At 37.6% G+C, this 26,254-nt stretch carries 23 protein-coding genes, 1 tRNA gene, 1 pseudogene and 1 other annotated feature; of the genes and pseudogenes, 13 read left to right on the forward strand and 12 right to left on the reverse strand.

The annotated features are described in order from the left end of the window. Positions 1-184: 184 nt before the first annotated feature. Entirely contained in the window at positions 185-1,465 is a 1,281-nt protein-coding gene (locus tag ACEN4N_RS08055; protein WP_407090628.1) for a hemolysin family protein, read from the forward strand. Positions 1,466-1,523: 58 nt separating this feature from the next. Here the strand turns inward: ACEN4N_RS08055 and ACEN4N_RS08060 are convergent, their stop codons facing one another. From ACEN4N_RS08060 to ACEN4N_RS08070, 3 genes are all read right to left on the reverse strand, one after another. Then, complete coding sequence (locus ACEN4N_RS08060; protein WP_407090627.1) at positions 1,524-2,969, reverse strand: glycoside hydrolase family 32 protein; 1,446 nt, start codon at positions 2,967-2,969, stop codon at positions 1,524-1,526. A gap of 24 nt (positions 2,970-2,993) precedes the next feature. Next, positions 2,994-4,367 (reverse strand): PTS transporter subunit EIIC, encoded by a 1,374-nt coding sequence (locus ACEN4N_RS08065; RefSeq protein WP_407094008.1) that lies wholly within the window; start codon positions 4,365-4,367, stop codon positions 2,994-2,996. Positions 4,368-4,458: 91 nt separating this feature from the next. Then, entirely contained in the window at positions 4,459-5,439 is a 981-nt protein-coding gene (locus ACEN4N_RS08070; RefSeq protein ID WP_407094009.1) for a LacI family DNA-binding transcriptional regulator, read from the reverse strand. Between the two features lie 197 nt (positions 5,440-5,636). Here ACEN4N_RS08070 and fabV point away from each other — a divergent pair, with 197 nt between their 5' ends. Further along, the gene (gene fabV / locus ACEN4N_RS08075; protein ID WP_407094010.1) at positions 5,637-6,821 is read left to right on the forward strand and encodes an enoyl-ACP reductase FabV; all 1,185 of its coding nucleotides are present in this window, start codon (positions 5,637-5,639) and stop codon (positions 6,819-6,821) included. Between the two features lie 154 nt (positions 6,822-6,975). Continuing rightward, positions 6,976-7,866: a DegV family protein gene (locus ACEN4N_RS08080; protein WP_407090624.1), complete on the forward strand. Its 891-nt coding sequence runs from the start codon at positions 6,976-6,978 to the stop codon at positions 7,864-7,866. Here the strand turns inward: ACEN4N_RS08080 and ACEN4N_RS08085 are convergent. From ACEN4N_RS08085 to yghU, 3 genes are all read right to left on the reverse strand, one after another. Continuing rightward, positions 7,863-8,510, reverse strand: a complete 648-nt coding sequence (locus tag ACEN4N_RS08085; RefSeq protein ID WP_407094011.1) for an alpha/beta fold hydrolase — start codon at positions 8,508-8,510, stop codon at positions 7,863-7,865. The two genes, ACEN4N_RS08080 and ACEN4N_RS08085, sit on opposite strands and share 4 nt — an antisense overlap. 92 nt (positions 8,511-8,602) lie before the next feature. After that, positions 8,603-9,088 carry a DNA-deoxyinosine glycosylase gene (locus ACEN4N_RS08090; RefSeq protein WP_138405184.1) on the reverse strand — a complete coding sequence of 162 codons (486 nt, stop codon included), beginning with the start codon at positions 9,086-9,088 and terminating at the stop codon, positions 8,603-8,605. Positions 9,089-9,183: 95 nt separating this feature from the next. Then, positions 9,184-9,969 (reverse strand): glutathione-dependent disulfide-bond oxidoreductase, encoded by a 786-nt coding sequence (gene yghU / locus ACEN4N_RS08095; protein WP_407094012.1) that lies wholly within the window; start codon positions 9,967-9,969, stop codon positions 9,184-9,186. A gap of 177 nt (positions 9,970-10,146) precedes the next feature. Here yghU and ACEN4N_RS08100 point away from each other — a divergent pair, with 177 nt between their 5' ends. Next, complete coding sequence (locus ACEN4N_RS08100) at positions 10,147-11,727, forward strand: potassium/proton antiporter (protein WP_407094020.1); 1,581 nt, start codon at positions 10,147-10,149, stop codon at positions 11,725-11,727. Positions 11,728-11,918: 191 nt separating this feature from the next. After that, on the forward strand, positions 11,919-12,299 hold the full coding sequence (locus ACEN4N_RS08105) for a VOC family protein (RefSeq protein WP_407094013.1): 381 nt from the start codon (positions 11,919-11,921) through the stop codon (positions 12,297-12,299). A gap of 66 nt (positions 12,300-12,365) precedes the next feature. On the opposite strand, the gene msrA is transcribed toward ACEN4N_RS08105, so the two are convergent. Both msrA and ACEN4N_RS08115 read right to left on the reverse strand, forming a co-directional pair. Continuing rightward, the gene (msrA, locus tag ACEN4N_RS08110) at positions 12,366-12,884 is read right to left on the reverse strand and encodes a peptide-methionine (S)-S-oxide reductase MsrA (RefSeq protein WP_407094014.1); all 519 of its coding nucleotides are present in this window, start codon (positions 12,882-12,884) and stop codon (positions 12,366-12,368) included. A gap of 33 nt (positions 12,885-12,917) precedes the next feature. Further along, on the reverse strand, positions 12,918-13,784 hold the full coding sequence (locus tag ACEN4N_RS08115; RefSeq protein ID WP_407094015.1) for a MetQ/NlpA family ABC transporter substrate-binding protein: 867 nt from the start codon (positions 13,782-13,784) through the stop codon (positions 12,918-12,920). A gap of 88 nt (positions 13,785-13,872) precedes the next feature. After that, positions 13,873-14,105, reverse strand: a binding site (T-box leader). A 557-nt stretch (positions 14,106-14,662) separates the two neighbouring features. On the opposite strand from ACEN4N_RS08115, the pseudogene ACEN4N_RS08120 reads away from it, so the two are divergent. The 6 genes and pseudogenes from ACEN4N_RS08120 to ACEN4N_RS08145 all read left to right on the forward strand — a co-directional run. Beyond that, positions 14,663-15,148: pseudogene (locus ACEN4N_RS08120) on the forward strand (ABC transporter transmembrane domain-containing protein); the annotation flags it as partial. 322 nt (positions 15,149-15,470) lie between these two features. After that, complete coding sequence (locus ACEN4N_RS08125; protein ID WP_407094021.1) at positions 15,471-15,872, forward strand: ATP-binding cassette domain-containing protein; 402 nt, start codon at positions 15,471-15,473, stop codon at positions 15,870-15,872. A gap of 515 nt (positions 15,873-16,387) precedes the next feature. Then, positions 16,388-16,804 carry a TetR/AcrR family transcriptional regulator gene (locus ACEN4N_RS08130; RefSeq protein ID WP_407094022.1) on the forward strand — a complete coding sequence of 139 codons (417 nt, stop codon included), beginning with the start codon at positions 16,388-16,390 and terminating at the stop codon, positions 16,802-16,804. Positions 16,805-17,480: 676 nt separating this feature from the next. After that, complete coding sequence (locus ACEN4N_RS08135) at positions 17,481-17,921, forward strand: hypothetical protein (protein WP_407094016.1); 441 nt, start codon at positions 17,481-17,483, stop codon at positions 17,919-17,921. A 250-nt stretch (positions 17,922-18,171) separates the two neighbouring features. Then, positions 18,172-19,062 (forward strand): bacteriochlorophyll 4-vinyl reductase, encoded by an 891-nt coding sequence (locus tag ACEN4N_RS08140; RefSeq protein WP_407094017.1) that lies wholly within the window; start codon positions 18,172-18,174, stop codon positions 19,060-19,062. Positions 19,063-19,279: 217 nt separating this feature from the next. Then, positions 19,280-19,870, forward strand: a complete 591-nt coding sequence (locus tag ACEN4N_RS08145; protein WP_407094018.1) for a DUF6448 family protein — start codon at positions 19,280-19,282, stop codon at positions 19,868-19,870. Between the two features lie 905 nt (positions 19,871-20,775). Here the strand turns inward: ACEN4N_RS08145 and ACEN4N_RS08150 are convergent. The 4 genes from ACEN4N_RS08150 to ACEN4N_RS08165 form a co-directional block, all read right to left on the reverse strand. Beyond that, positions 20,776-20,848 (reverse strand) — tRNA-Thr (locus ACEN4N_RS08150). 78 nt (positions 20,849-20,926) lie between these two features. Continuing rightward, complete coding sequence (locus tag ACEN4N_RS08155; protein ID WP_022796604.1) at positions 20,927-22,246, reverse strand: DUF2254 domain-containing protein; 1,320 nt, start codon at positions 22,244-22,246, stop codon at positions 20,927-20,929. Positions 22,247-22,317: 71 nt separating this feature from the next. Continuing rightward, the gene (locus ACEN4N_RS08160) at positions 22,318-22,764 is read right to left on the reverse strand and encodes a DUF4385 domain-containing protein (RefSeq protein ID WP_407094019.1); all 447 of its coding nucleotides are present in this window, start codon (positions 22,762-22,764) and stop codon (positions 22,318-22,320) included. A gap of 316 nt (positions 22,765-23,080) precedes the next feature. Further along, positions 23,081-23,698 carry a DUF1524 domain-containing protein gene (locus tag ACEN4N_RS08165; RefSeq protein WP_407089148.1) on the reverse strand — a complete coding sequence of 206 codons (618 nt, stop codon included), beginning with the start codon at positions 23,696-23,698 and terminating at the stop codon, positions 23,081-23,083. A gap of 111 nt (positions 23,699-23,809) precedes the next feature. Between ACEN4N_RS08165 and ACEN4N_RS08170 the strand changes: the two genes are divergently transcribed. Both ACEN4N_RS08170 and ACEN4N_RS08175 read left to right on the forward strand, forming a co-directional pair. After that, the gene (locus ACEN4N_RS08170; RefSeq protein WP_407089147.1) at positions 23,810-24,838 is read left to right on the forward strand and encodes a bifunctional ornithine acetyltransferase/N-acetylglutamate synthase; all 1,029 of its coding nucleotides are present in this window, start codon (positions 23,810-23,812) and stop codon (positions 24,836-24,838) included. A gap of 18 nt (positions 24,839-24,856) precedes the next feature. Beyond that, the gene (locus tag ACEN4N_RS08175; RefSeq protein WP_407089146.1) at positions 24,857-26,053 is read left to right on the forward strand and encodes an aspartate aminotransferase family protein; all 1,197 of its coding nucleotides are present in this window, start codon (positions 24,857-24,859) and stop codon (positions 26,051-26,053) included. Positions 26,054-26,254: the final 201 nt, after the last annotated feature.

Genomic DNA, 26,254 nt, shown 5'->3' on the forward strand with positions numbered 1-26,254 from the left:
GTTCATCCGTGGTAAGATGGGTGTAGGTCATTTGTGGTCACTCCTTTGTATTCTTTGGTCGGAATTACAAGTTGAGTGTACCACAAATGGCTGTTTTAGTTGTCTAGCTTAATTTTACAATCGGCGAGATATAATAGATTACATAACAATACACTTTATTAACAAATAAAAAAAGGAGAAAGCGATGTTAACACCCATCATTTTACTTATTGTCTTTACTCTGTTAAATGGTTTTTTCTCTGGTTCAGAGATGGCATTTATAACTGCAAATAAAGACAAATTAGAGAAAGAAGCCGAATCTGGGAGCAAAAAGGCTCAACTCGCATTAAAGCTATATTACAATCAAGATCGCGTTTTAGCGGTTGTCCAAGTGGCGATTACTTTAATCGGAACGTTAAACTCATCTTTTGCAACGAGTGGGTTATCACAATTCATTTCACCTTATCTAGGTGCACAAGGTGCGGCGATCGTTATTTCGCTCATCGTAACTGTATTAACTTTAATTTTCGGGGAATTATTACCTAAATCAATTGGGCAAGCCATTCCTGAAAAATATTCAAAGGCATCGGCACGTATTTTAAATCTGATTTACACGATTTTTAAACCGGTCGTTTGGTTTTTAACTGTCACGTTAAACTTCTTTCAATCGCTTCTTCCGATTGACTTTTCCAATGAAGATGAGAAATTAACTTTCTCAAATATCCGTGAAATTGTGATTCGAGGTGGTGAAGAAGGAGCGCTTGAATCGGATGAAGTTGGCATGATGCAAGGTGTTCTGAAACTGAACCGGAAAAATGTTCGTGAGGTGATGGTGCCTCGTAATCAAGCATTGATGATTGATATTAATAAAGAACGCGAAGTGAATCACGAAATCATCGTCAATTCGACATTTTCAAGACTGCCTGTTTATCAAGATGACAAAGATAATATTTTAGGTGTAGTTTTAGTGAAGGACTACTTGCGTGCGAGTGTCCTGGTCGGCGATTACACCCAAGTCGATTTAAAAGATTTAGCTCATGATCCTTTAAATGTTCCTGAAACTTTACTATTAGATGATTTATTCTCGCAAATTCAACAAACGAGCAATCATATTGCGGTTGTAAAAGACGAATACGGTCAAACCGTTGGACTCGTTACTTTAGAAGATATTATCGAGGAAATTGTTGGAGAGATTTATGATGAATATGATACGGTCGAAGAAGATGCTCTAGTGCAAAAACTAGACGAATCATCATGGCTAGTCAACGGTATTATGAATATCAATGACTTCAATGAATACTTTGGTACCATTGTGACAAGTAACGAAGTGGACACAATTGGTGGCTACTTCACATATAAATCCGAAATTATTCCAAGCGAAGATAAGATTGGCACATGCCTTGAAATTGAAATGCTGATGCTTGAATTAATGCAAGTCAATGAAGCAACTGCAACTCAATTAAAAGTTACTCGCATTAAAGAATAGCATAAATAAAGGCTCAAGAATGGTGATGAATTTATCACGGTTCTTGAGCCTTTTTAAATTATTTAGTTGTTGTCGCTAAATCCCAATAAGTGACTTTTCCGGTTCCATTTCCAGTTATTTGTATCTTATCTTGGTTCGCATCGGGATAGACGCGTGAAGTAAAGACGGCTTCACCATCATTGACAAAGATTTCTAATGAGGACGTATCAGAGAAAATGTGTAATTGCGATAGTGATTCAAGTGGAAGCGTGCGCTTACGACGACCGTAGCCACTTTCTCCATGTCTTAATGTTAGTTCCCCGGCTTGATAAGTTACCGAAGTATCTTGTCGCAGTTGTAGTTCAAAATCTTTCGGTCGTTCATCAAAATCAATCAATAGTTCGTAGACTTCACCTCTTAGTGTGTCAGCAGACAATTCAGTCAGTGAATACGACTGTTCTTGGCCACGCAGAGTTTGATATTCCACTAAGGGGCGTTGTTTTAACATGCCGTCTTCAAAGTTTAACTCACGCGGTAAAGCCATCGCATGTTGCCACCCTCTCGCAATCGTTGGGTTATTGTATTCCGGCTGAGTATCGCCAATGCCCATCCAAACCCACATAATGCGGCGACCTTGGTCGTCTTCAAACGTTTGAGGTGCATAGAAATCAAATCCATGGTCCAACTCTCTAAAATCTTCTTCCACTTGGAACTTTAACTCATCCCAGTTCACTTGCCCGGTTAAGTAAGTGGCCGCATGTGGGTTATGATAGTTGTATGTTGTTGGTAGGATTCCTTGTGGTGAAAAAACTAAGATATCTTTACCTGACACATTAAAGTAATCCGGACATTCCCACATGTACCCTTGCTCTTCATCCCCTTCTAGAAATATACCTTCATATTCCCAGTCATATAAATTAGGTGAGCTATAAATCAAGATGCTTCCCATATTAGTACGACGTCTCGCACCTAAAATCAAGTAATATTTTCCATTTAATTCAAATACTTTTGGATCGCGAATATGATCCGTAAAACCTTCTGGGTACGCTGAGTGCGGAATGATCATTTCTCTTGATTCAATTGTAAAACCATCAGGTGAAACTACATGGACAGTATTTTGTTCGCGTCCACTAAATGTATAATCATGGTCACCCTCATTTTTAACGTTACCTGTATAGAAGAAATGAATCTTATCGTCTAATACAATGGCACTGCCTGAATATACACCATCTTGGTCAAACGCTTGATCAGGTGACATAAAGATCTCTTCATCTTTAAATTGCACCATATCTGTCGACGTTTTGTGTCCCCAATGAGTTGCGCCACCTTTAGGGTCTTGGGGAACATATTGATGGTATAAATGATAGACGCCGTCAAATTGCACCGCCCCGTTTGGGTCATTCAACCAGCCTGTTTCAGGCATTTGGTGATAACTGAGTCGCCATGGATCTGCCTCTACACTTGGCTTTAGTTTTGCTTGAGCTGCTTGAATTTGTTTCCAGTTAATATATGCTTTTTTACTCATCCATTCGTCTCCTTTACCTCGATTTTAAACTTCTTCACGAATCGCTTTTCCTTGTAAACGAACTAAGATGAAACCTACTAGGAATGCTGCTAAGCTCACGATAATGTATTGTGTTAAAGCTGTTAAGCTACTTGTATAAAGTAATAATCCAGGAATAAAAGTAATTCCCATACCTGTTGCTGCTAAGTCGAAGAGGTAAATTAAAAATCCTCCAACCGCACCTGCAATAATCCCTGAACCAAATATACGCAGTGATCTCATGTTAACACCGAATAATAGGGGTTCTGTAATTCCAAATAAAGTAGGCACCGCTGAACTGATCATGTTTGTACGTTTCACTTGGTCCTTCATTAAAAAGGCTGCTCCAATTGCAGCACCAAATTGTCCTGCCATACTCACTGTAGTTAAAGGCTGAATCACATTCAATCCCGTATCACTCAGCAACGTTATTTCGATTAAACCAATTGAATGGTGTAAACCAGTAATAACAATTAATTGTTGAAGTGCTCCAAAGACTATGTAGCCAATACCTAACGGCGCATTGATTAAAGTGACGATACCATCAATGACAAAGCTTTCAATTACTTGAATGATTGGACCTAACAGAAATAATATAACACCAATTGTAATCGTAATCGTTAAGAACGGCGTAACAATCAGATCCATCACTTTAGGCACCCATGTACGTAACCATTTGTCCAATTTACTAATCATCCAACCCGCAAGAATCGCTGGGAAAATCGAACCTTGATAGCCATAAATATCAATCCCAAAAATATTCATCGGACTCGCACTGCCGCCTCGAACGTCATAGGCATTCGGTAATTGTGGTGCTACCATCATCAACCCAACAACAATACCCAACAACGGATTCCCACCAAATTTACGCGTTGCACTGTAGGCAATTAACACTGGTAAGAATGCAAAAGCCGTATCTGTTAGCATCGCAAAGAGTCCTGCAACATCTTCAGTCATCTCTAGACCAAGTTCAACTAGTAAACCACGCAGACCCATTAATAGCCCTGTCGTTACTAGCGCTGGAATTAAAGGCACTAAAATATCTGCTAAAATTCGAACAACTTTTTGAACAGGATTTAAGTTTGCATAAATATCATCTTTCATCGACCCATCATCATCTGAACTTGTTTTTCCTAAATATTCATCTAATTCTTTAGTGACTTCATTGACTTTTCCTGTACCAAAAATAAACTGATGTTGCCCTGTTGAGAAGAAATAACCTTTACTCTCTTCAATATTATCTGCTTTCTCTTTATCTAACTTACTATCGTCTTTAAGCACAACACGCAAGCGCGTAGCACAGTGCTCATAGTTTTTTATATTCTCTTTACCACCAATGACATCCAACAACTGTTCAATTGATTTATCATATTTCCCCATGTTTATCCCTCCAGATAATTACAAAACTTGAAAACGGAACCGGTTCCATTAAATAGTAAAGCAAACGCTTGCAAATTGCAAGCATTTTTTGTTATTTTATTTTTTTAGTGGATTGTTTTACATTTAATTGATTGGGCATCGTCTCCAGTAAGCTAACTGGATCCTCTTTCATCATTTGTTCGATCCGATTCAACGCTTTAATCCCTAAGCCATAAAATGGGTAATCGATGGTTGTAATACTTGGAAATGTATAATCAGATTCGCTATATCCCCCAAAACCGGATAAAGAAAAATCATCTGGAACAGATAGATTTAATTCGTTGGCTGCATTCAATATTCCGATCGCTATATGATCCGTTGCAGCCGCGATATAAGTTGCCTCAGTCGTTGGTAAATAGTCTAAAGCTTGTTGATAAGCTTCTTTTCTTGAGAAACTCGTCTCATGGAATGCTGCTTCAAAACCTGCTTCTTTTACTGTATCCATAAACCCATTTCGTCTCAAAACCCCCACCGCATTGTCCTCTTCTGTGACGCCGACGTATAATATTTTTGTATGCCCTAATTCCAAGGCATGTTCAGCAATCAATCTGCCCGCTTCATAATCTTGATGGACAAGACTTGGAACACCCTCAATTTTTTGGCCTAAAATGAGGGTGGGAATGCTTAATTGAGTTACTTGTTTCTTTAAGTCCTCATCCATCTTACTCGCGATGAGAATGATGCCGCCGACTTTTTGTCTTTTTAATAAAGAGATATTCTCTTTCTCACGTTCAATACTCAAGTTGGAATTGGTTAACATTAACTGATAGCCTTTTTCATGCGCAACGTCATCGATCCCTTTTAACACTTGATTTGTCGATGGGGAATCGAATCTTGGCAGAACCACACCAATCATATTTGAGTGCTGGGCTTTTAAACTTTGGGCAAATTGATTCGGCACATAACCTGTTTCTTCGATGATTGCTTGGATTTTTTCACGTGTCTTATCACTCACAGATCCATTATTTAAATACCGGGATACCGTGCTTTTTGCCACACCCGCACGCTTCGCAATGTCATTTAATGTCGTCAATTCCTTCACCTCTTCATCTATTTAACATTATATTACCATATCGGACCAATGAACTCATTGTCCAAATTCAAATCCTAACATTCCTTTAAAATAATTCGCCACAGTTCGGTTATAACTATCAAATTAGGTGAAATTTTAGTATATTAGAGATACTTAATTAATCATTGGAGGTCATTACTATCAAATTCGAACATAAAATGCGTGGAAATGTGTCATTTGGTGTTAACCCAATTGGGTGTAAGCAAGAAGTGAATAATCAAATTGACTTTGTTAAAGAACAAGGCGCTTATGAAGGCCCTAAAAAAGTCTTAATCATTGGTGCGTCTTCAAGTTACGGCTTAGCCACTCGAATCAGTCTTGCTTTCGGTGCGAATGCGGATACGATTGGTGTATCATTTGAAAAAGGTCCTAAATCAGAAAAAAACTTAGGGACAGCAGGTTGGTATAACAATATCTACTTTAAACAAGCTGCAGAAGCAGAAGATTTAATCGCGAAAAACTTCGTCCAAGATGCTTTCAGTCACGAAACGAAGCAAGATGTTATTAAATACATCAAAGAAGAATTTGGGGGTAAAGTTGATCTGGTTGTATACAGTCTTGCGTCAAGTGTCCGCACAGATCCTGATACCGGCGAACGCTTTAATTCAGTGATTAAATCGATTGATCAAACAGTTGTCGGACCGAATGTAAATATTCAAAAACAAGAGTTCTTTGAGCACATCTTAGAACCTGCGACAGAAGAAGAGATTGCCGACACAGTCAAAGTGATGGGGGGCGAAGATTGGCAATTATGGATGGAAGCTTTAAAAGAAGCAGGTGTCCTAGAAGAAGATGTTTTAACAGTAAATTACTCATACTTAGGTTCTGATCTAAACCGTCCTTACTATGGTGACGGAACGTTAGGTCAAGCGAAAGCAGACTGTGAAGTCAAAGCAGATAATATTAATGAATTATTAACTGATATTAATGGAAAAGCGACGATTGTAGTTGCGACGGCTGTAACAACCAAAGCCAGTTCTGTGATACCATTCTTCCCAGTGTATTGCATGGGGCTTTATCGCATCATGGCTGATAACGGAACGCATGAAACGCCAATTATGCACCAAGACCGTATTTACCGTGATTTGTTATATGGTAACAATGCAGAGTATGATGACAAAGGACGCTTACGTCCAGATAGTTGGGAGTTAGATCCAGAAGTTCAAAAAGAAGCTGAAACATTAATTCACACGATTAATGAAGATAATTTCACTTCGGACAAAACTGGTTACAGTATCTTTATGAAAGAATATTTAAACTTAGCTGGCTTTGACGTTGACGGTTATAACGAAGCCGAAGGCGAAGAAACAACTCTAGATGATTTACTTGCTTTAGAATTCTAAAAATTCAAACAGAAAAAGCAGTTCGCCTGTCCAACGCGAACTGTTTTTTGCTGTCTGAGGCCTTTCATTTGGCTTTTATTCACTATATACTTAAGATTAATTAAAGGATGATATTAATTCATTATAATATTATATTTAAGAAAGGATGAGGAGAATGAAAGCTGCCATTATTGTGGATAGTACTGCAGGCTTAACTGAAGAAACAGCGACGCTCTCGAATATTTACCAAATATATCTTAGTACCATATTTGAAGATGGGACTGTGTATATTGACTCGCCCGATGAGTCTTTAACGAAAGATTTTTACGATAGAATGGACACTGAGAAAAACCTGCCCAAAACTTCTCAACCCGATACGAAACAAATTTATGATTTATTTGAGCAACTCGTTCAAGATGGTTATGACACGGTCTTTGGTGTTTTACTCTCTGAGAAAATAAGTGGAACCTTTCAATCAATTCAAACGACTTCCAGAGAATTCAGCGATCAATTAGACATTCATTTAATTGACGCACAGTTGACTTCTTTTGTGATGGAGGCGATGGTACTTAATTTAGTTGAACTCATTCAACGTCAATTTGAACCAAATGACATTGTTACTCGTATCAAGCATTTGCTTGAACAATCAGCCTTTTACTTCACTCCAGCAAAACTGGATAACTTAGTGAAAGGTGGTCGCGTTAGCTCATTAAGTGGGTTTCTTGGCAATGCCCTCAATATTAAGCCCATCATTACAATGGGTGCAGAACACGATGGGCAAGTATATGTTCCGGAAAAAATCCGGACGAAGAAAAAGGCTCATGACCGCTTGTTTGAGATTGCGGATACACACATTCAACAATATCCAAAACACGCATATGTCGCGGTTGGCCATACTGGGGCTGAAGAAGATGCCCAAGTCATGCGCGACCGCATTCAATCCGCTTACCCTGATTTACCCATTCGAATTGGCTTTATTACGCCCGTTCTAGGAACTCATGGCGGGAGTGGTGCCATTTCAATCAACGTGGCCCCATTATTAAATCCTTCCGCATACTCCAATTAAATACGCGCATTTGCTAGCCATTCAGCAATCAATTTGACCGTCAGGTCAGGTTGATCTGCATAGAGATTGTGGCTAGCTTTTTGTATAACTTTATAATCGACATAAGGGTTTTGTCTCTCTTCCAGTCTTTGCATTTTAATCGGTAACTCCTCTTTGAAATCACTTAAGAGCAATAAGGTCGGAGTTTTGTAATCCGGTCGGATAATCGTTAATTTCATCGCATCATTTAATTTCATTAGTTCCAACAAGCCTTCCTCAGATAACTCGTCGCCACCTATTTGACTTAGTACTTCTTTAGTTTCTTCCATAGATTCAGCCAGCGTTTTACCAACATCTTCATTCGTCAAGATTCCCCCATCCAACATAATCACTCGTTCAATTTGTGTTAGGCGGGTAGATAAGTAAGCAGCGATTTCGGCCCCGATAGAATGCCCCATCAAGATGATCTCTTCATCTGGAAAATACCCTTCAAAATAAGCTAGTAACTCTTCAAAATCATCAATCGTGACATCTTTCGCACCGAACTGTCCCGGTAAATCTAGATAAGTAAATTCATAGCCTTTTTCTTCCAATGAATCTCGTAACTCCAATGAATCTTCTCGACCGCCTCCGAAACCATTAATAAAAAATATTTTCTTGCTCATCTTTATGACCTCTTTTCTATAATGACTCTTCACCAGGTAGGTTGCGTTAGTATAACACATCGCCTTTAAAAAACATCCTTAAAGACTTTTACTTAATTTAACACTGAGCGAATGGCTTGAGTCCATTGTTCCATGCGTTCTTTCTCACGGCCGTTATTCAAACCACTTGTAGATAAGGCGCTGACAACGTCATAGGATTGAAAGACTGGTTGTTTAATAATTTCTTTATAGGCTGTTTTCCCATTCGCAATAATGAGTTTGATTGGTATACCCTTTAACACGGTTTCAAAATCATTTAAGGTCGGATTCTTTATCTTATGATCTAAACTCCCCTCTCTTTGCGCCGTCACATACACATCCCAAAGACCGATGTCGTGGGCTTGTAAGGTTTCTAAGCGTTCTTGGTAATCAACTGGGTCTGGAACTTCTAAGGCGTTAAAAACAACCCGCCAAAAGGCATTCCCGGCGTTACCGTAGTATTGCTGCTTTCGTAAAGACGGCACACCCGGGTGGCTACCCAAAATGAGGATGCGCGTTGCTTGATTGACGACTGGTCCAAAACTATGCGTCTCTTCCATATCACATTCTCCTTATGCATATTTTTGTTGCAAAAAGCTCCTTCTAAAGAAGCCAAAGCTTGTACTTCAGAAAGAGCAACTAATTACTTATTAACTTAGTCTTTGATTGGTTTGTATTCGACTTCTAAACCTTTCTTCACAGCTGGACGCTCTGCAATGCGGCGAGCCCATTCTAATACCTTTGGATATGATTGGATATCTAAGAATTCTGCTGAACCTTTGTATAAATCCCCTAGAGCAAGACGACCATACCATGACCAGTTTACGATATCCGCAATGGTATATTCGTCTCCTGCAATATATGGACGTTTCCCTAAAGTCTTATCTAATAAATCTAATTGGCGCTTTGTTTCCATTGTGAAGCGGTCGATTGGGTATTTCATTGGTTCTGGTGCATAGGCAAAGAAGTGTCCAAAGCCTCCACCAACATAAGGTCCTGCACCAATTTGCCAGAATAACCAGTTCATCGTCTCAGTGCGACCATGGATATCTGTTGGAATTAATTTATTAAATTTCTCAGCTAAATAAAGTAAAATTGAACCCGATTCAAAGATTTCTAATCGTGGCTCTTGGCTTTGATCAACCAAGGCTGGAATCTTAGAGTTTGGATTAATCTCTACAAAATCCGAACCAAATTGGTCCCCGTCGCCGATATTTATTAAATACACATCATAATCAACATCCACACCTAATTCTTTTAATTCTTCAAACATAATGGTTGCTTTAATACCATTTGGTGTTCCTAGTGAATAGAGTTGGAATGGCGCTTCTCCTACAGGCAATGTTTGTTCGAAACGACTCCCTGCTGTTGGGCGATTACCCCCTAAATCAGAATTTTCGTCTTCCCATTTCCACACTTTTGGTAATTCATATGACGTCATCGTAACACTCCTTATATAGTTTATTCGTAGCTTCATCATACTACTTTTACTGAGCTTTTCCCAAGTATTCGCTTAGAAACTATTCCCGCTAATTTTATAGGTAATTTCACTAAGGTCTCTACCTAACTGTGCTATAATAGTCTTAAGCAATAATAATAAGGAGAGATTACAATTTATATATTAATCATTTCACTTGTGCTTATCTTGGCCTTGATTGCTATGCGCATTTCAAGTGATTTAAAGATACCACAATTACTTCTGTTCATGCTCTTAGGTGTTTCCTTTAATTTTTTTGGCGCAGATTTTACGAATTATAATTTTTCCAATCAAGTATCTTCCATAGCTCTGATGTTCATTATTTTCTACGGAGGATTTGGTACAAAATGGAAGATGTCAAAGCCAGTTGCAAAAGAAGCTATTACTTTAAGTTTCCTCGGAACGGTTCTAACTGCATTGATCACCGGACTCTTCGTTTATTTAGTCTTTGATTTTTCTTTACTTGAGGCTATGTTACTCGGTTCCATTATTGGTTCGACCGATTATGCCAGTGTATCGGACGTTCTCGTCTCTCGACGCTTAAAATTAAGATACAATACAGACTCATTACTAGAGTTAGAATCAGGATCGAATGACCCGACGGCTTATACGATGGTCGTACTATTCTCGACGCTACTTCAAGGAAAAAACGTCAATGTTCCTGTCTTAATTATCTTACAAGTTGGGATTGGTTTATTACTCGGCTTTGCTTTAGGGTGGGTATTCATCCGTATTCTCGACTACTTAAATACTCGAGAAAATATGGAAGTCATTCTGTTAGCTGCCGCTGCTTTATTCACTTATGAATTTACAAACCAAATTGGTGGTAACGGCTACTTAGCGGTTTATATCTTTGGTATTTATATTGGTAATAAAGAATTCGTTGGTAAGCGTGAAGTTGTCTTCTTCTTTGATAGCTTTACAAACTTAGCGCAAATTGGACTATTCTTCTTACTTGGTCTTTTATCTGATCCAAGTTCGATTATTGCGATGTTGCCGATTGCCTTAGTGATTATGTTATTTATGACATTTATTTCGCGTCCTGCCTCGGTTTATGGTTTAATGGCGCCCTTTAAGTTGAATAAAAACCAACTGCCTGTTATTGCCTTTGCCGGACTACGAGGAGCTGCGGCAATTGCGTTCGCCATTAGTGTGGTCAATTCTGACACACCATTCTTGAACGACCTCTATCATATTGTCTTTGATATTTGTCTGTTATCATCTCTCATTCAAGGAGGTTATTTACCAACCTTATCTAAGAAAATGGATATGGTTGATCCTGAAGATGCGTCTTTACGTAACTTCAACTCGTTACAAGATAAGAGTGACGTCGGCTTTTTAGCTACTAAGATAAAAGCAGACAGTGACTTAGTGAATACTTATATTCGAGATATCACACTGGCTTTTGATTTTATTATCGCAAAAGTCCTTCGTCACGGCGAAACGATTGTCCCGAACGGCGATGTGCAACTTAAAGTTGGCGATGTGATTGTCTTAGCTGGACGTTCTTACTTCGATGTGGTCGGAACGGACTTACTAGAATTTCGAATCAACAGCCACCACAATTGGGTTAATAAACATATTAAAAATATTCGCTTAGAACGTGACTCCTTGATCGTCCTAGTCTTAAGAGGCGATAATGAGTTGATTGTTCCAAATGGGGATACAACTATTCTTGATCAGGATACCGTCTTAGTTTTAGAAGGATCTAATGCGAAGTAAATAGAAAAATAGCGAGGCCTGAATGCCTCGCTATTTTTGTGTGCACTGGCTTGAGTTGGGTCGTCTTGTGCCATACCGCACATCCATTTGGCTCAAGTTCCGCTTAATACCCTTCTTCAAAAGCGATTCAAATGCTTATCAAACCGATTCATGTTAGAATGAAGCTAAGAAACTTTAGGAGGATGATTTTTTTGAATCAAGAACTCGTTGAAATTTGCTTACGCGTGAGAGACATTGATGCTACCTTAGACTTTTATACGAATTTATTCGACTTTGAGGTGGCAAGTCGTAGAGAATTCCCAGAGAATAAGTTTGATTTAATCTACTTAAACTCACCTGGTTCATCAGTACAAATTGAATTAACTTACAATTATGATGCTGAGCCATATAATGTGGGAGATGGATTTAGTCATTTAGGGGTGACTGTTAGTGATTTAGAAAAAATGCATGAAGTGTGTAAAGCTTCAGCTTATGAAACAGGTGACCTAAGAGGTCTAACAGGTGGCACACCATCTTACTTCTTCGTAACAGATCCAGACGGATACCGTATTGAAGTTAAACGTGCAAAATAAGTCATAAAAAAATGTCAGTGTGTTGGAAAAATAACCAATGCACTGACATTTTTTGCCTTTATTTCGTTAAGCTGTCTTAGCTTTATCTCGACCAGACTCAGCTCGGTAAGCTTTATAATGTTCTGGGTCTTTTTTATAGAAATCTTGGTGATATTCTTCTGCTTCATAGAACACATCTGCGGGTGTGATTTCTGTAACGATTGGTTTATCATAAGCGCCGCTTTGTTCTAATGCCTCTTTAGACGCTTCTGCCTTTAATTTTTGTTCTTCTGTTAAGTAGAAGATACCAGGTCGATAGGATGAACCACGGTCAATAAACTGTCCACCCGCATCAGTTGGGTCACTAATATTCCAATAAATATCTAAGATTTTCTCATAAGAAATGATACTTGGATCAAACTCAATTTGAACTGCTTCAGTGTGTCCCGTTTCTCCACTTTTAACAGCTTCATATGTTGGATTTACAACATGCCCGCCTGTATAACCTGAAGTTACTGAATGAATGCCATCCCATTGATCGAATGGTTGAATCATACACCAGAAGCATCCGCCTGCTAAAATTGCTGTTTCGTGTTGTTTTGTCATATTAATCCCCTTCTCTTCTATATATTCTAGTTCTTAGTTTTCTACTTCTGGTAAGGGCACATCGAACATTGGATATGTCTCACCGTTATATACTTCATGTATTTTCTCTTCAACATCATCTGTTTGGTAAATTTCTGCGATTTTTAAATATAATGGGTTATCTTTATTCTCTTCTAAAGTTGTAATGGTATTGATGTACATTGGATTAACTTTATCCACATCTTCTGCATCATTGAAGATCGCGTCATTAATTGATAAACCAACATCATTGGCAAAATTTGTATTAATTAAAGCTGCATCCACATCTGGTAAAGATAGTGCCGCAAAGTTTGGTTCAACAAGCACCATTTCTAAATTCTTAGGGTTCGCGGTAATATCTTCCTCATCCGCGTAAATTCCAACTTCATCATCAACTTCAATTAAACCAGCAATCTCTAAAGCTAATAACGAGCGGCCTAAAGTTGAAGGATCGTTTGGTAAAGCAATGCTTCCGCCTTCTGGAATATCGTCCGGAGTGGCATGTTTCTCAGAATATAAGCCTAAGGGCATTAAGAGTGTATTGGCAATCGCATAGACCGATCCATCATTATCTTCATTCCATGATTTAATAAACGGATGTCCTTGGAAACCACTCATATCAAGTGAGCCATTTTGCAATGCTACGTTGGGTTGATTGTAATCATTAAACAGAACCAACTCTAACGTAATTCCTTCTTCTTCCAAAGCTTTCTCTGCTACATATTCCCACAGCTCCAGCCCTGTATCACTCACAACACCGACGATGACCGTTTCACCTTCAAACTCTTTTGTTTCTTCCGCTGAAGCTACTGGTAAAAACCATTGCCCACTTATTAATAAGATACTTAATACGAATCCGAATACACGTTTGATATTTTTCATTTTATTCTCTCCCTTAAACTATTATTTATTCTAGACCTTACAACTTTTTTGAATAAAAAAAGCCCCTCTTGTCAGAGATATCTCTAACAAAAGGGACGAAGAGTCGTGTTACCACCCAATTTTCTATTATCTTCATAAATAATAGCTCATTCAGTATCAATAAATACTGCACACTGTATCGGGTGTGCCCGTCTAAGAAGCGTTAACCTCTTAAACTGCTCCGAGCTCATCTTCACTCACGCTTAAACCACCCTTTTTCACCAAACCAGGCTCTCTGTACTTGTTAAGTCGTTAAGTTACTCTTCTCTTCATCACAGTCACTTATTCATCTATTGATTTATATATTATGCGTCTTCATTAAAATTGTCAACACTTTTATTATATAAAAATTATAAATTACAAATAACTCTCATTTAAAATATAATATCCATTAAGTCTCCATATGAATGACAAAAGATAATAACGTTTTTAATGGTTAACATAAGTTAATTACTTATATGCCTTAACTATATAAGAAAGAGTGAGTCTATGAAACCTGATTACTACCTTGAAGAAATCATTGAACCCTTTAACCATCTAAAAGTCCATCATCGTAAGGTCATAACTCAACAAAATGAACAACCACCTACAATCACCTTACAAATACCTAAAAGAATATACTTATACCTAAAACCCTTCACACTTCTAGTTTTCCTCATGATGGTATCATCCTAGTAGCCGGATTACTCGGTATGTTACCTGCAATTTTAACCGGTCGTATCTTCGATGGTCGATTCATCGGTGGTGACTTTAACCAGTTAATCACCCTGATTGGCGCATCATTCATCGTCCTACTTTTAACCGGTTTAATCGGTTTCACCTAAAGTTTCCTCGGCGCTTGTCTATCTCAAAACATCGGTAAAGACATGTGTAATCAAATGTTCGGCCACCTTCAAAAACTATCGCAAGGCTTTTATGCCTCTGGTAAACAAGGTGAAATTATTACCCGAATGACCAATGACATCAGTGCTGTTCAAAATTTTGACACCGGTACTTTATCCCAAGCCGAATCCAACTTAGCTGTCTTAACTTCTTCTTTTATTGCGATAATCCAACGAAACTGGATACTCTCTTTAATCAGTATGTTAATCGTTCCCCTAATTGTCTTTCCTGTTAAAATCGTCGGTAAAAAATGCTGGGCACTAACCAATGAATCTCATGATTTAAACGATGAAGCGAATGAAATATTAAATGAAACACTCAGCGTGAGTGGTCAACAACTGGTTAAACTGTTCACTAAAGAAGAAATTGAGTATCAACGCTATCAGACAGTAATTAAACAACTCACACAAGTTAAAGTTAAAGAAACAACCGTCGGTCGATAGTTTAGAATGGTTGCACAAACCTTCATCGAAGCAGGCCCATGTTTATATACTAGCTGGGGGGCATCTTGCTTCTGATTAATCATTTCCGAGGTTTAACCGTTGGTGATATTACCTTCCTTGTCGCCTTTTAATGCAACTTATAGACATACATATCGAATTTATCCGCTCGCGAGCTTTATTCAACCGTATATGTAACTACTTAGATATGCCCATTGACATCCATAACAAACCAAACGCTCTCACATCAAGCTAAATAAAAGCTAATCTGAGCTTTAACAATGTCTCATTTTACTACAAAGAAGATTCACCTTTCCTTCATGTTATTAGTTTCCAAGTAAATGAAAGTGAAATACTCGCAATCGTTGGCTCTTCTGGTGCAGGTAAATCGACCCTTTTTAATCTGATTCCAAGACTCTATGACGTCATTGGAGGAGAAATTAAACTGGGTGATTACAATATTCAAGATTTAGATTTACACTTCCTAAGACAAAATATCGGAATGGTTACTCAAGAAACCTACTTATTCAACGTATCCATCTGGGAAAATCTCCTTTACGCTAAAAGTGACGCCACTGAAGAGGAAATCATCCAAGCCTGTAAAGAAGCCAATAACCCTGACTTTATCACAAGTCTTCCCGACGGTTATATCACAAAAGTCGGTAATCGTGGAATCAAATTATCTGGTGGAGAGAAACAAAGGCTTTCAATTCTAGGGTATTTCTAAAAGACCCAAAAATACTCATCTTAGACAAAGCAACATCTAGTCTTGACTCAATCTCTGAAGTCTTAATCCAAGACGCTCTAAGCTCATTAATTAAGAATAAAACGGGCCTTGTCATTGCCCCCCACCTGTCAACATTTATCAATGCGGATAAAATACTCGTCTTAGACAATGGACAAGAAGTCTAAAGAGGCACACACCAGCAACTCCTACAAAATGAGGGTATGTATATACTGATGTATGAAACCCAATTTAAACCGTATCTTCATGATACTGAACAACTTGCTTCTGCTTAATAGAATATAAAATACTTGTCACCTGTCGCTGAACCTTAAATCCCATTCTGGATCAAGAGTGTCAGTACAGATGGCTTTTTTACGTAATAAAGCTTAAGTAGCAGTCTTTTGACCAGATAGTCAAATATGATAGAAACGATTCGTTGATCACGCGGTCAATATTGAAATGAGGTGACACGACTAAATAGAACAAAGCAAAGTAATTTAAAAAATCAATAAATTATCCAAAGTGCTATTACTGAGTTTGGCCTTCATCGTTATAGTGAGGCCTCACTTAACGCAATATCTAAAGAAAGTAATTTTTCCAAAGGAATTATCTATCATTATTTTAAGAACAAACATAATCTATATTTAGCCTGTGTGGCCGAATGTTTCGAAAGCTTCATCACTTTTCTTAATGAAGAGTCAGTTTCCTTTGAAAATATCGAAGTAGCAACTAAAAAATATTTTTCATTGCGTCAACAATTCTTTGACCGAAAATCTAAATTTAGTAATATATTTGCGAACGCCGTTTTTCATCCTCCCCTACACTTAAAGAAAGAAATCAGAGCACGGAAAACAAAGCTGGATCAATTTAATTATGATTTCTACGAAAGTATCCTTCAATCTTTAGATTTAAAGGATTTATGTGATTTTTGATGAGGCGATGGAATATTTTAAAGTGTTTCAAGAATCATTTAATTACTATTTTCAAACACAAGATGACGAAAATTACGCTCAACTGATTCAAGAGCACGAACTTAAATTAGAAAAAATATTAAAAATTATGTTTTATGGAATAATTAAAGAGGACATATCATATTGAATTTGTTTATTCGATATTTAACAGTACCAACAATAGCATTCATCCCTGGTAAATTGGTTGCTAAATTGAGACTTCTAGCGAGCGATATTAGGATGGGTAGCTAATAGCAAGATGGTTTGGTTTTAGGCCCTCACGCGCTTGGTCTTATGAACGTTGTATTAATGAATGCAAACTGTTATCAAGCTTAATTAAATGTTTTAGAAGTATGATTATGATTGGTACGGAGCATGTATTTAAGAAGCTGAAAAAATCAGGAAAGAATATAATTATAACTACTCTGTTCCAATCACTCACTACTTTCTTAGTCGTCGCAGTATTTTTTGGAGTTATTTTCTACTTTACTGGCGTTCTAATTTAATTTGGGATTTGTGTTTGGTGAAATTGCTTAAGCTACCGTCCCAGCACTAGCCTTATCGATTGTGAAAAAGTTTAAATCGAAAGGCCCTGTTACCAATACATAATTCCAATGGCGGCTTTAGATTCAATAACCTTGTATTTGGTAGTCCAGTGATGAACTTTATGCTCATGGTCTTAGGTCTTTCAGCAACGATTGCTAATATCGTCTCAGAAGAAAAATTGGATGAAATTATGACCCTTTTAAATCCTACCTTAGGTTTAGCGTTAATGATGGTAATTCTAAACTTCGGGGCTCCATTAGATTATCAATTAAGTTTAGGAGCTGGAGCCTTTACAGCTATTTTCATTTTATCAAGAGCTTTAGGTAAATATTCCGGCGCTTATATTGGAGCGAAAGTCACAAAATTACCCGATACAGTAGCGAAACATCTTGGTCTGACACTATTACCCCACTCAGGGTTTTTACTCGCCTTTACTGGGATTGCAGCTTCACAAATCGCTCTATTCGACCCTACAACAGCCTCCATTATTCAAGGTACAATTAATTGCAGCAGCCACTTTTATCAACGAGATAATCGCTGTTCTTATTGCTAAAAAAGCCTTTGAATGAGCTGGCGAATCAAATCAACAGAGAGCCACTCAACCCATAGGTGATTTGAATACATCGAAAATTTAAATAAATGAATGCACAAATAGAGCACTCTGGGGATTCCTGAAGTGCTCTATTTATATTATTCTATGGACACGCTTTAATTTATAACTTATTATATATTTATTAAATATAAATTTAACATCAATTATAAGCACCTGCCTGTATTACCAAATAACAAAAAGGAATGATGACATGTCAGATAAAATTGATAACAAAGATATAAGCAGAGGAAACGAACTTGTCACTACTCTCTTATCAAATCGCATCTTAAAAATAGACCGTAAAGAGTTCCTATATCAATTATTCAAGGAGGAACCAGAAATTGAAAAAATACTTGAAAATGGTCCCATTGAGATTATTGATGAGAAACAAATTGCTTCCATAGCTAAAAAAGCCATTAACGATACGACAATGAAATCATCTGCTGCATCCTTCGTTTCAGGACTGCCTGGAGGTGTCGCAGTAGTTGCTTCAATACCTGCTGATATTCTACAGTTTTACGGCATGTCGATTAATTTAGCTCAAAAACTGATGTATTTATATGGTTATCCTGATATGTACAATGATGATAAGCTAACCGAAGAAGGGAAAAACTCATTAATCGTTTTTCTTGGTGTGATGTTAGGAGTCAGTGGGGCTGGAACAGCTGTTAAAGGGATCTCATCAGCTCTAGCTGGTCAAGCAGTTAAGAAGCTCCCACAACAAGCACTCACAAAAACTGTTTATTATCCAATTATCAAAAAAACTTTAGCTAATTTTGGCGTAAAAGTGACTAAGAATTCCTTTGCAAAATCTGTATCAAAGGTCATTCCAGTCGTTGGTGGAGTTGTTTCTGGTGGACTGACTTTAGCTACCTTAAGACCTATGGGAAATAAATTACAAAAAGCTTTGCATGAAGGGACTTATGCACCAATCGTCCAAGAGGATATCATTAAAGATGTAACTTTCACTCAAGTTACTAATAGCGAAGAAGATGAAGCTTTTGAAAAACTGAAGAAAACAAAAGAGTTATTTGACTTAGGTATTGTTAGTGAAGATGAATATACAGAAATAAGAGAAAAGTATTTGAAAGATTTTTTATAAAAAAAATCAAAACACAATAATAGATCGCTCAGGATAATCCTGATATGTCCCCCTTAAAGTAGACACTTTTAAAAGCAAACTACTTTAGGGGGAGTATATCACAGGACTTTGTCCTTTTTTATTACACAGGGATTTTGTTTAAACTTGATTGTCATCAAGTGTAATTTTCTTTTCTTTGGATAGTATTAAGCTATCAAATAGAGAAAGAAGGATTGAAATGCTACAAAAGAAAAAAATGTTTATCCCATTAGTTATTGCTGGTCTCGGTTTTAGTTTAATTGCTCCTATTACTGCGGAAGCACACTGTGACACTCCCTCAGGTCCTACTTACGATGCACTTCAGACAGCCATCGAAAAAAATGACTTTAATCACATATCGTACTGGGTTCTTCCAGAAAGCGAAGCAGAATTAAAAGAAACTTTCGACAAATCTATGAGTGTTATGGACAAATCAGATGACGAAGAGACTGACCAACTTGCTCACGATTATCTATTCGAAAACTTTGTTCGCTTACACCGCGCTGGTGAAGGGGCACCTTATACAGGAATATCAGATGAGCCTACAGAAGAAGGTATTGCATTAGCTGACCAGAGTATCGCTGAAGAATCACTACAACCATTGGAAGACGCTGGGTACATCACAGAGGATAATAAAGCCCATGTTGAAGAGGTTTTTAGTAGCTTACTTGAACGTAAAGAATTCGATGTAGAGGATACAGAAGCTGGTCGCTCATTTGTAGAGGCTTATGTTGAGTTTACTCATCTATTCGAACAGGGTCACGAAGAAGAGAGTCACGATTCACATTAAATAACTCATTTCTAAGTATTTCGGTAAAACTCAACCCCATGATAAAGGTCTATGTTAGCAGACTTCTATCATGGGGTTTTTTAATTTCAGTTTAAAATAGGCAATCTAACAAGTGACACTATAGTCTAATCGTTACCTCAAAGCGATTCTGGCACTTGGGACAGACTACTTGCCTTCTTCCCCTCTTAAGAGGTAACCGTAGAGTAACGCCGCATTCAGGACATTTTCTGTAACGGTGCGTTCCCATATGACGAATTCTTTGCCATATTGGCTTTACTTTCCTTTGAAGCTTACTTATCCACTTCATAAACTTTTGATTTTCTGCTCTTCGTGATGATATATTTTTAGAAAACACACGGTAAAATATCCATATGATAAAAATAGATAACAATATATTTAATAGTCGGATTTGCGCAAAAATCTGGACAATAGAAAGCACAAAGTAAAGGATAATACCTGCAACGTAAAGATAATCTATCCCATAACGCCCTTGCATGAATTGGGCTAATTTAACTTTAATTTTATTTAGCATTTAGGACCTCTTTTTTAAATTTATATTACAACTACAATATGAACTTAAGAATAATTTTCGGTTGAAAAGGTAAAACTCAGTTAAAAGATTTCTATCCAGCCTTCATAAAAGTGATTCTCTAGGATAAAAACACTAAGACATTCGATATACAATTGCACTTCGATGATGGATACATTGATCAAGTATCTTTGCCTTTTAGGTTAGCTGTAATTTTTAGCATTACTTATGATACGCATGTTCCATTATAATGCGACACCTTCTTTTCCAGCAAGTTTACCGACGGATGTGTGACGGTTTGGTTTTGGGAAATATTAGCCAGAAAAAAAGTACATCTCAGGGGTTAAACCTTGATGTACTTTCTAAATTAATGTGATACCGGCTATAGGGATCGAACCTACGGCCCCCGCGTTACGAGTGCGATGCTCTACCAACTGAACTAAACCGGCATTCTTTGTGTTTTGAACTAAAGAGAATATTATAAACCTTTCAGCGAAAAATAACACAGATAGTTTTCAGTTTCAAGCTCATTCCTCTAGCTCAGGATGGTTAATCCCTAGAATACGTTGTTGGCGTTCCTCGATATTTTGAATATCTAGTCTTTCCGTAAAATTGGGACTCGTTAGATTAAACAGATAATTACTGTAATCCTTAATATAGTTTAGCTTCTTCGGATGTGCAGAATAAGCAACTGTCAACAAAGAGTCAAACAGTGCCACCACTCCAGAAATATCTTGCTTCATATAGTGAATTAATTGCCAATAACTTTCATATAAGTCTTTTGGAAAATTATTGAAATCATAAATCACGTTACCTCCCGAAGAAAATGTCTCATCAGTGTCTTCGCCCATCACCACAAACCTTCCTGGTATACTGGCAAATTTTGAATCCAACAAAGCCTTGTAGTTTAAGATATAAATGGCGGTATTAGGATCATTTATGCCTGGCGAAACCGCCCTCAGAGCTACTTCAATCAATTTAGCTCGAGCAAAATTTGGATCGTACATAGAAGAAGGTTTTTCTTCATAAGTTAGGGTGCGGTTTATTGCCGCTTGGAGCTGTGATTCATCTTTAACTTTTCGGTTAGTGTATAAATCGACTAGCGGCTGATTTGCGGAAATAAACTCTCCTATTCTTAGATGTAGCACTATGGTGCCTTTGAATTCCTTGCTCAGTTCAACTAGTCGATTAAAATTAATATATTCAACATAACCACTCTCGTTAGCCTTTACTGTGAAGATGTGTAGCGTGTCTATTTGAGGAAGATGATCCAACAAAGGCATTTCTTGAAAGTATTCAATCGTTTCATCCGCAACTGACTCGGCCTCCTTGTACAATTTAGTCACAAGATGGTTCAATTGTACGGATATTGCCACATTATAAACGAACTTCGTAAAATAAAAAACGCAGGCAAGGGCGTACAATAAGGCAATGGAGGCCGAAACAACCAAATATTCATCTTCTGAATTGCGCATAAAAAACAAAGAGGAAAGACAATAAATAAAACCACCAAGAAAAATCCCCAAAGTTTGCATAGATGTTTTCTGTAAGAGAAAATTCTCAACAGTCCGGGGACTGAAATTAGATGAGTAGAACGAAATGACCGATAACATCGTCCCAAACGTGAAGGTTGCCACTGAAAAAAGGGAACCCGCTAGCAGGCTCAAGATTGATTTGGCCAGATTGACGCTCGTTAGAAAAACAGTTGGGAAATAGTCCACCACATTTATCATTCTGGTGTCGAGCAAGATAACACCAATCGCTAAAATGAAAGAAAAGAGCACGCTCCCTCCTAGAATAAGCCAAATACGTTTATCTTCAAAAAATAAGCCAAATGCCTTGACCATGTTCTATAACCCCTCCTTTGATAGAATTATTTTCTCTATTATACCACTCGCTCCTTAGGAATGTCTTCTTTTCAGCCGTACTTTTTCTGATGTTCTTTCTTCAACTTTAAATACGCTTCATTTTCCCTCACAATTTTCCACTTCTCTTCAAAAATGGTAGCTGACTTTGCTTTTTCTTCGTCTATTATTCTTTCTTTTATGTCGCCATTTTCATCATATTTGCGACCACCTTTGTAATTGGCGTAACGTCTAGATCTAGTGTAGCCCAATTGAAGAAACTTCCGACTCATATCCATACCCACAAAATCACCGGCTGCCTGGTAATCCAAAAACAGCTGGTAGATTTTGTCAGAAGATACTTTAGCAATTTCTGGAGTCTTAAAACGCCAATGTGGTAGTATCTCGCTTTTATAAGGTTCTACCAGAAGCACCCCTTGTTCTCCTCGGCCCACTCGATACAATTCAGGCTGGTCCCGGAAGTTTATCTGAGCGAAATCCAGTTCATAATCAAAGGCCATGTTACCCCCCCTCATGTCGATCCATTTCACTTTTTCTGTTTAGTTTTGTTACTAAACATGACGTTAATTTTGTGTTCCAGGCAACTATCTTGTCTGCTCCTAACCGGAAGACAAAAAAGCTAGATTCGTAAAGGTCTCGCTAACATTTGTCTGTAAATTGTTTTCAATTTTATCATCATTTATGATACGTATGTCCGTATCATCGATAGGTAATAAATTCTATTCGCTATCTGGTACGGTAATCTAATTATTATATATTAAAATAAACCCCATCACTTTACTGTTATAAAAGCGATGGAGTCTCTCTTGCTTCGTATTAACTTTCTACTTTAGGAGCAAGGGCATCTAACTGCAACTCGCTATAATCAATATCAAACAAATCGAATAATTGACGTAGACAATTCATTTTACCAAAATTTGAGATTGAAGTTTTAAGATAAATTCCTGGTATAATCTCTGTTCTCCTAGTATCTTCGTAATCTGTAAATAAAGTGGTATAGCCACTATTTAATCGACTACTTGCTAACTCCATAATTTTATTGGGATTAACTCTTGCTAGTCGTTTAATTACTTGAATGAACATCTCTCGCCAGGTAGTGACTTCTTGATAATCCTCATCAACAAAAATATAACCTTTTATTCTGTAGCCCGTATAAGTTTCTTCACCATCATAAATGTATAAGTTAGATTCTTCAATAGATTCTATAGGTTGATAAGTTGTCTCTGGCATTGGCCATACCATTAATGCTTGGTCAATTAACTGATTACGTCGTTTGACTATCTCCTCTTTTCCCCACTCATTTGTTGCTTTCGGGATTTGATTTAGAAAACTAAAATGACTCTCATTAAAACCTTTTTCGATGTTTTTCTTCTCCTTAAAGGGACGATTACTATATTTTGAATTATATCTGTTTATGGCAAAATAAAAGTACATAAGTTTGCAGCACATTTGTACATGACTCTGCAGGCAAAAAAAGGCCTTGTTAGCTATTCAATTATCCTCTAAAGTTTAAGTTCCGACACTTTTACTTGGAGGTAGAAAAGGATGCTAACAATGACCGATATTAATACTATCAAAAATTTAAGAAATAATCACGATAAATCGATTAACGATATTGCCCAAACGCTCCGAATCAATTGGCGCACAGCTAAAAAATATGCCGATCAACCTGTATGGCCAAAACCTATTAAACAAATAAAACGAGGCATGATGTACGATGAAAAGTGGGGAGACATCGTTTCGCTTTGGTTAGAAGAAGATTTTCGATTACCCAAGAAAAAAAGACGTACCGCACTGAATTATTTTGAAGCATTATGTGACTTGAATTTTTCCGGTTCCTATCGCACGGTGACCAACTATGTTCGAGAATGGAAAAGTAACCATCATCAAGAGTTACCTACTGCTGGATATGAACGACTTGAACATCCACCGGGGGAAGCCCAGTTAGATTTTGGCACAATGGAAGTGGAACACCAAGGGGTATTTAAAGATGTTGTAGGCGACAGTTTTAACTGTTTAACGGTAGATGGCGATACAAGTCCAAATGATACAGTTTTTCTAGCGTCAACCGGTAAAGTGAAGATTACTTGGAACGATGAGACGTTGGCTGGATTTTACAGGGGTTTATTAGAGCTCAGCCAAGAGCTGACCCGTTTAATGGCTAAAGATGGAGAAGGTGCAACGAAATTTGTAGAAGTTATCGTTAAATGCGCTCAAACTCATGCTGATGCACTTAAGATTGCGAAGGGAGTTGCAACTTCCAATTTGGTTAAAACGGCGCTATATGGTCAAGATGCTAATTGGGGGCGAATTATTTCCGCAATCGGGCAAAGTCAGCCAGAGTACTTACAAGCAGATAAAATTGCGATTGCTTTTGAGTCCGAAGCAGGCTATGTGCAAGTGTGTAAGCAAGGTGTAGGTTTACCGTTCGATGAAACACAAGCATTAGCTGTAATGAGTGAACAGAGTGTGACGATTATTATTGATTTAGGTTTAGGAGTTAGCAATAGTAAAGTATGGACCTGTGATATGTCTTTAGATTACATAAAAATAAATGCAGATTATCGTAGTTAAGCGAAAGGAGAGAACAATATGTCAGAGCAATCAGAATGGACAAAGCGAGGGCAGCAAGTTTTGATGAATACTTACCAGCGTGGTGAAAGAGTGTTCACCCACGGTAAAGGTGCTTGGATTACCAACGCTGAGGGGCAAGAATTTTTAGATTTTGTTTCAGGGATTGCAACGAATGTAATAGGTCATGCCGATTCAGGATTGGCGCAAGCAATTTATCAGCAAGCAAAAACTCTAATTCATACATCGAATTTATATTGGAATCAACCCGCAATTGAACTAGCTGAAGCACTTGTCAACTTATCAAGTTTAGAAAAAGCTTTCTTTGCTAATTCAGGCACAGAAGCGAATGAAGGCGCGATAAAACTAGCGAGAAAATGGGGACAAGCAATTAAAGGAGAATCGGCCACAGAAATTATTACAATGAAACACTCTTTTCATGGACGAACCTTTGCGGCTTTAAGCGCAACAGGACAACCCGAAATGCACCAGAATATTGGCCCGATGTTGACGGGATTTAAATATGTTCCGTTTAATGATGTGACCGCCCTAAAGTCAACTATTAATCAGAATACATGTGCTATTTTGGTAGAAATTATCCAAGGAGAAGGTGGTATTAATATCATCGCGCCTGATTTCATTAAGGCGCTTATGGAAATTCAACAGGAACACAATGTATTGATTATGATTGATGAAGTCCAAACAGGAATGGGCCGCACCGGAACCCTATTTGCTTACCAAAACACGGATTTAAAACCAGATATCATCACATTAGCTAAAGGATTAGGCGGTGGATTTCCAATTGGTGCAATCTTAGCCAAAGAAAGTATAGCTCAATATTTTGACATTGGTTCGCATGGAACGACTTTTGGCGGTAATCCTTTAGCAACAGCTGCTGGAAAATATATAGTTGAAGAAATTCAAGAAAAAGATTTACTAGCAAATGTCCAGCTAAAACACGATTATTTAATGCAACAGCTCAAGCTATTACAAACACAAACTAATATCATCAAGGACATTCGAGGTTGGGGGCTTTTGCTTGGACTTGAACTGGATGTGCCCGTAGCCGATGTAATCCAATCAGCTTATACCAATGGCTTGCTAGTCACAAGCTCTAAACACAATGTCCTAAGGCTATTACCCCCTTTAAATGTTAATACGATAGAGATAGATGTATTTATTGAGCGTCTTGCAAAAACATTGAGCCAATTAAATTAACAGACAAAATATTAAACCCCACAAATTACTCTAAAAAGAGCTTTTGTGGGGGTTAAGCGATTAATCAAACAAAGGGTTCTTGAATTTTTGGTGTTGGTGAGAGAAATCTCACTGACACCTTTTTTTGTATGTACACAAAAGCCAGTGAATTCCTATATAATAAAGTTACCATACATTACTAAAAGGAGAATTCACTTGGCT

This window comes from Ruoffia sp. FAM 20857 (assembly GCF_045528645.1).
In the GTDB taxonomy this organism is placed as follows: domain Bacteria; phylum Bacillota; class Bacilli; order Lactobacillales; family Aerococcaceae; genus Ruoffia; species Ruoffia halotolerans.

Bases quoted from the DNA above. Each gene is read 5' to 3' on its own strand.
- fabV (WP_407094010.1), top strand. From the start codon at position 5,637: ATGCGTGGAAATGTGTCATTTGGTGTTAACCCAATTGGGTGTAAGCAA.
- ACEN4N_RS08165 (WP_407089148.1), bottom strand. From the start codon at position 23,698: ATGTACTTTTATTTTGCCATAAACAGATATAATTCAAAATATAGTAAT.
- ACEN4N_RS08085 (WP_407094011.1), bottom strand. From the start codon at position 8,510: ATGAGCAAGAAAATATTTTTTATTAATGGTTTCGGAGGCGGTCGAGAA.
- ACEN4N_RS08055 (WP_407090628.1), top strand. From the start codon at position 185: ATGTTAACACCCATCATTTTACTTATTGTCTTTACTCTGTTAAATGGT.
- ACEN4N_RS08135 (WP_407094016.1), top strand. From the start codon at position 17,481: ATGAACTTTATGCTCATGGTCTTAGGTCTTTCAGCAACGATTGCTAAT.
- ACEN4N_RS08080 (WP_407090624.1), top strand. From the start codon at position 6,976: ATGAAAGCTGCCATTATTGTGGATAGTACTGCAGGCTTAACTGAAGAA.
- msrA (WP_407094014.1), bottom strand. From the start codon at position 12,884: ATGACAAAACAACACGAAACAGCAATTTTAGCAGGCGGATGCTTCTGG.
- ACEN4N_RS08140 (WP_407094017.1), top strand. From the start codon at position 18,172: ATGTCAGATAAAATTGATAACAAAGATATAAGCAGAGGAAACGAACTT.
- ACEN4N_RS08155 (WP_022796604.1), bottom strand. From the start codon at position 22,246: ATGGTCAAGGCATTTGGCTTATTTTTTGAAGATAAACGTATTTGGCTT.
- ACEN4N_RS08145 (WP_407094018.1), top strand. From the start codon at position 19,280: ATGCTACAAAAGAAAAAAATGTTTATCCCATTAGTTATTGCTGGTCTC.
- ACEN4N_RS08160 (WP_407094019.1), bottom strand. From the start codon at position 22,764: ATGGCCTTTGATTATGAACTGGATTTCGCTCAGATAAACTTCCGGGAC.
- ACEN4N_RS08065 (WP_407094008.1), bottom strand. From the start codon at position 4,367: ATGGGGAAATATGATAAATCAATTGAACAGTTGTTGGATGTCATTGGT.
- yghU (WP_407094012.1), bottom strand. From the start codon at position 9,969: ATGACGTCATATGAATTACCAAAAGTGTGGAAATGGGAAGACGAAAAT.
- ACEN4N_RS08175 (WP_407089146.1), top strand. From the start codon at position 24,857: ATGTCAGAGCAATCAGAATGGACAAAGCGAGGGCAGCAAGTTTTGATG.
- ACEN4N_RS08170 (WP_407089147.1), top strand. From the start codon at position 23,810: ATGCTAACAATGACCGATATTAATACTATCAAAAATTTAAGAAATAAT.
- ACEN4N_RS08090 (WP_138405184.1), bottom strand. From the start codon at position 9,088: ATGGAAGAGACGCATAGTTTTGGACCAGTCGTCAATCAAGCAACGCGC.
- ACEN4N_RS08115 (WP_407094015.1), bottom strand. From the start codon at position 13,784: ATGAAAAATATCAAACGTGTATTCGGATTCGTATTAAGTATCTTATTA.
- ACEN4N_RS08060 (WP_407090627.1), bottom strand. From the start codon at position 2,969: ATGAGTAAAAAAGCATATATTAACTGGAAACAAATTCAAGCAGCTCAA.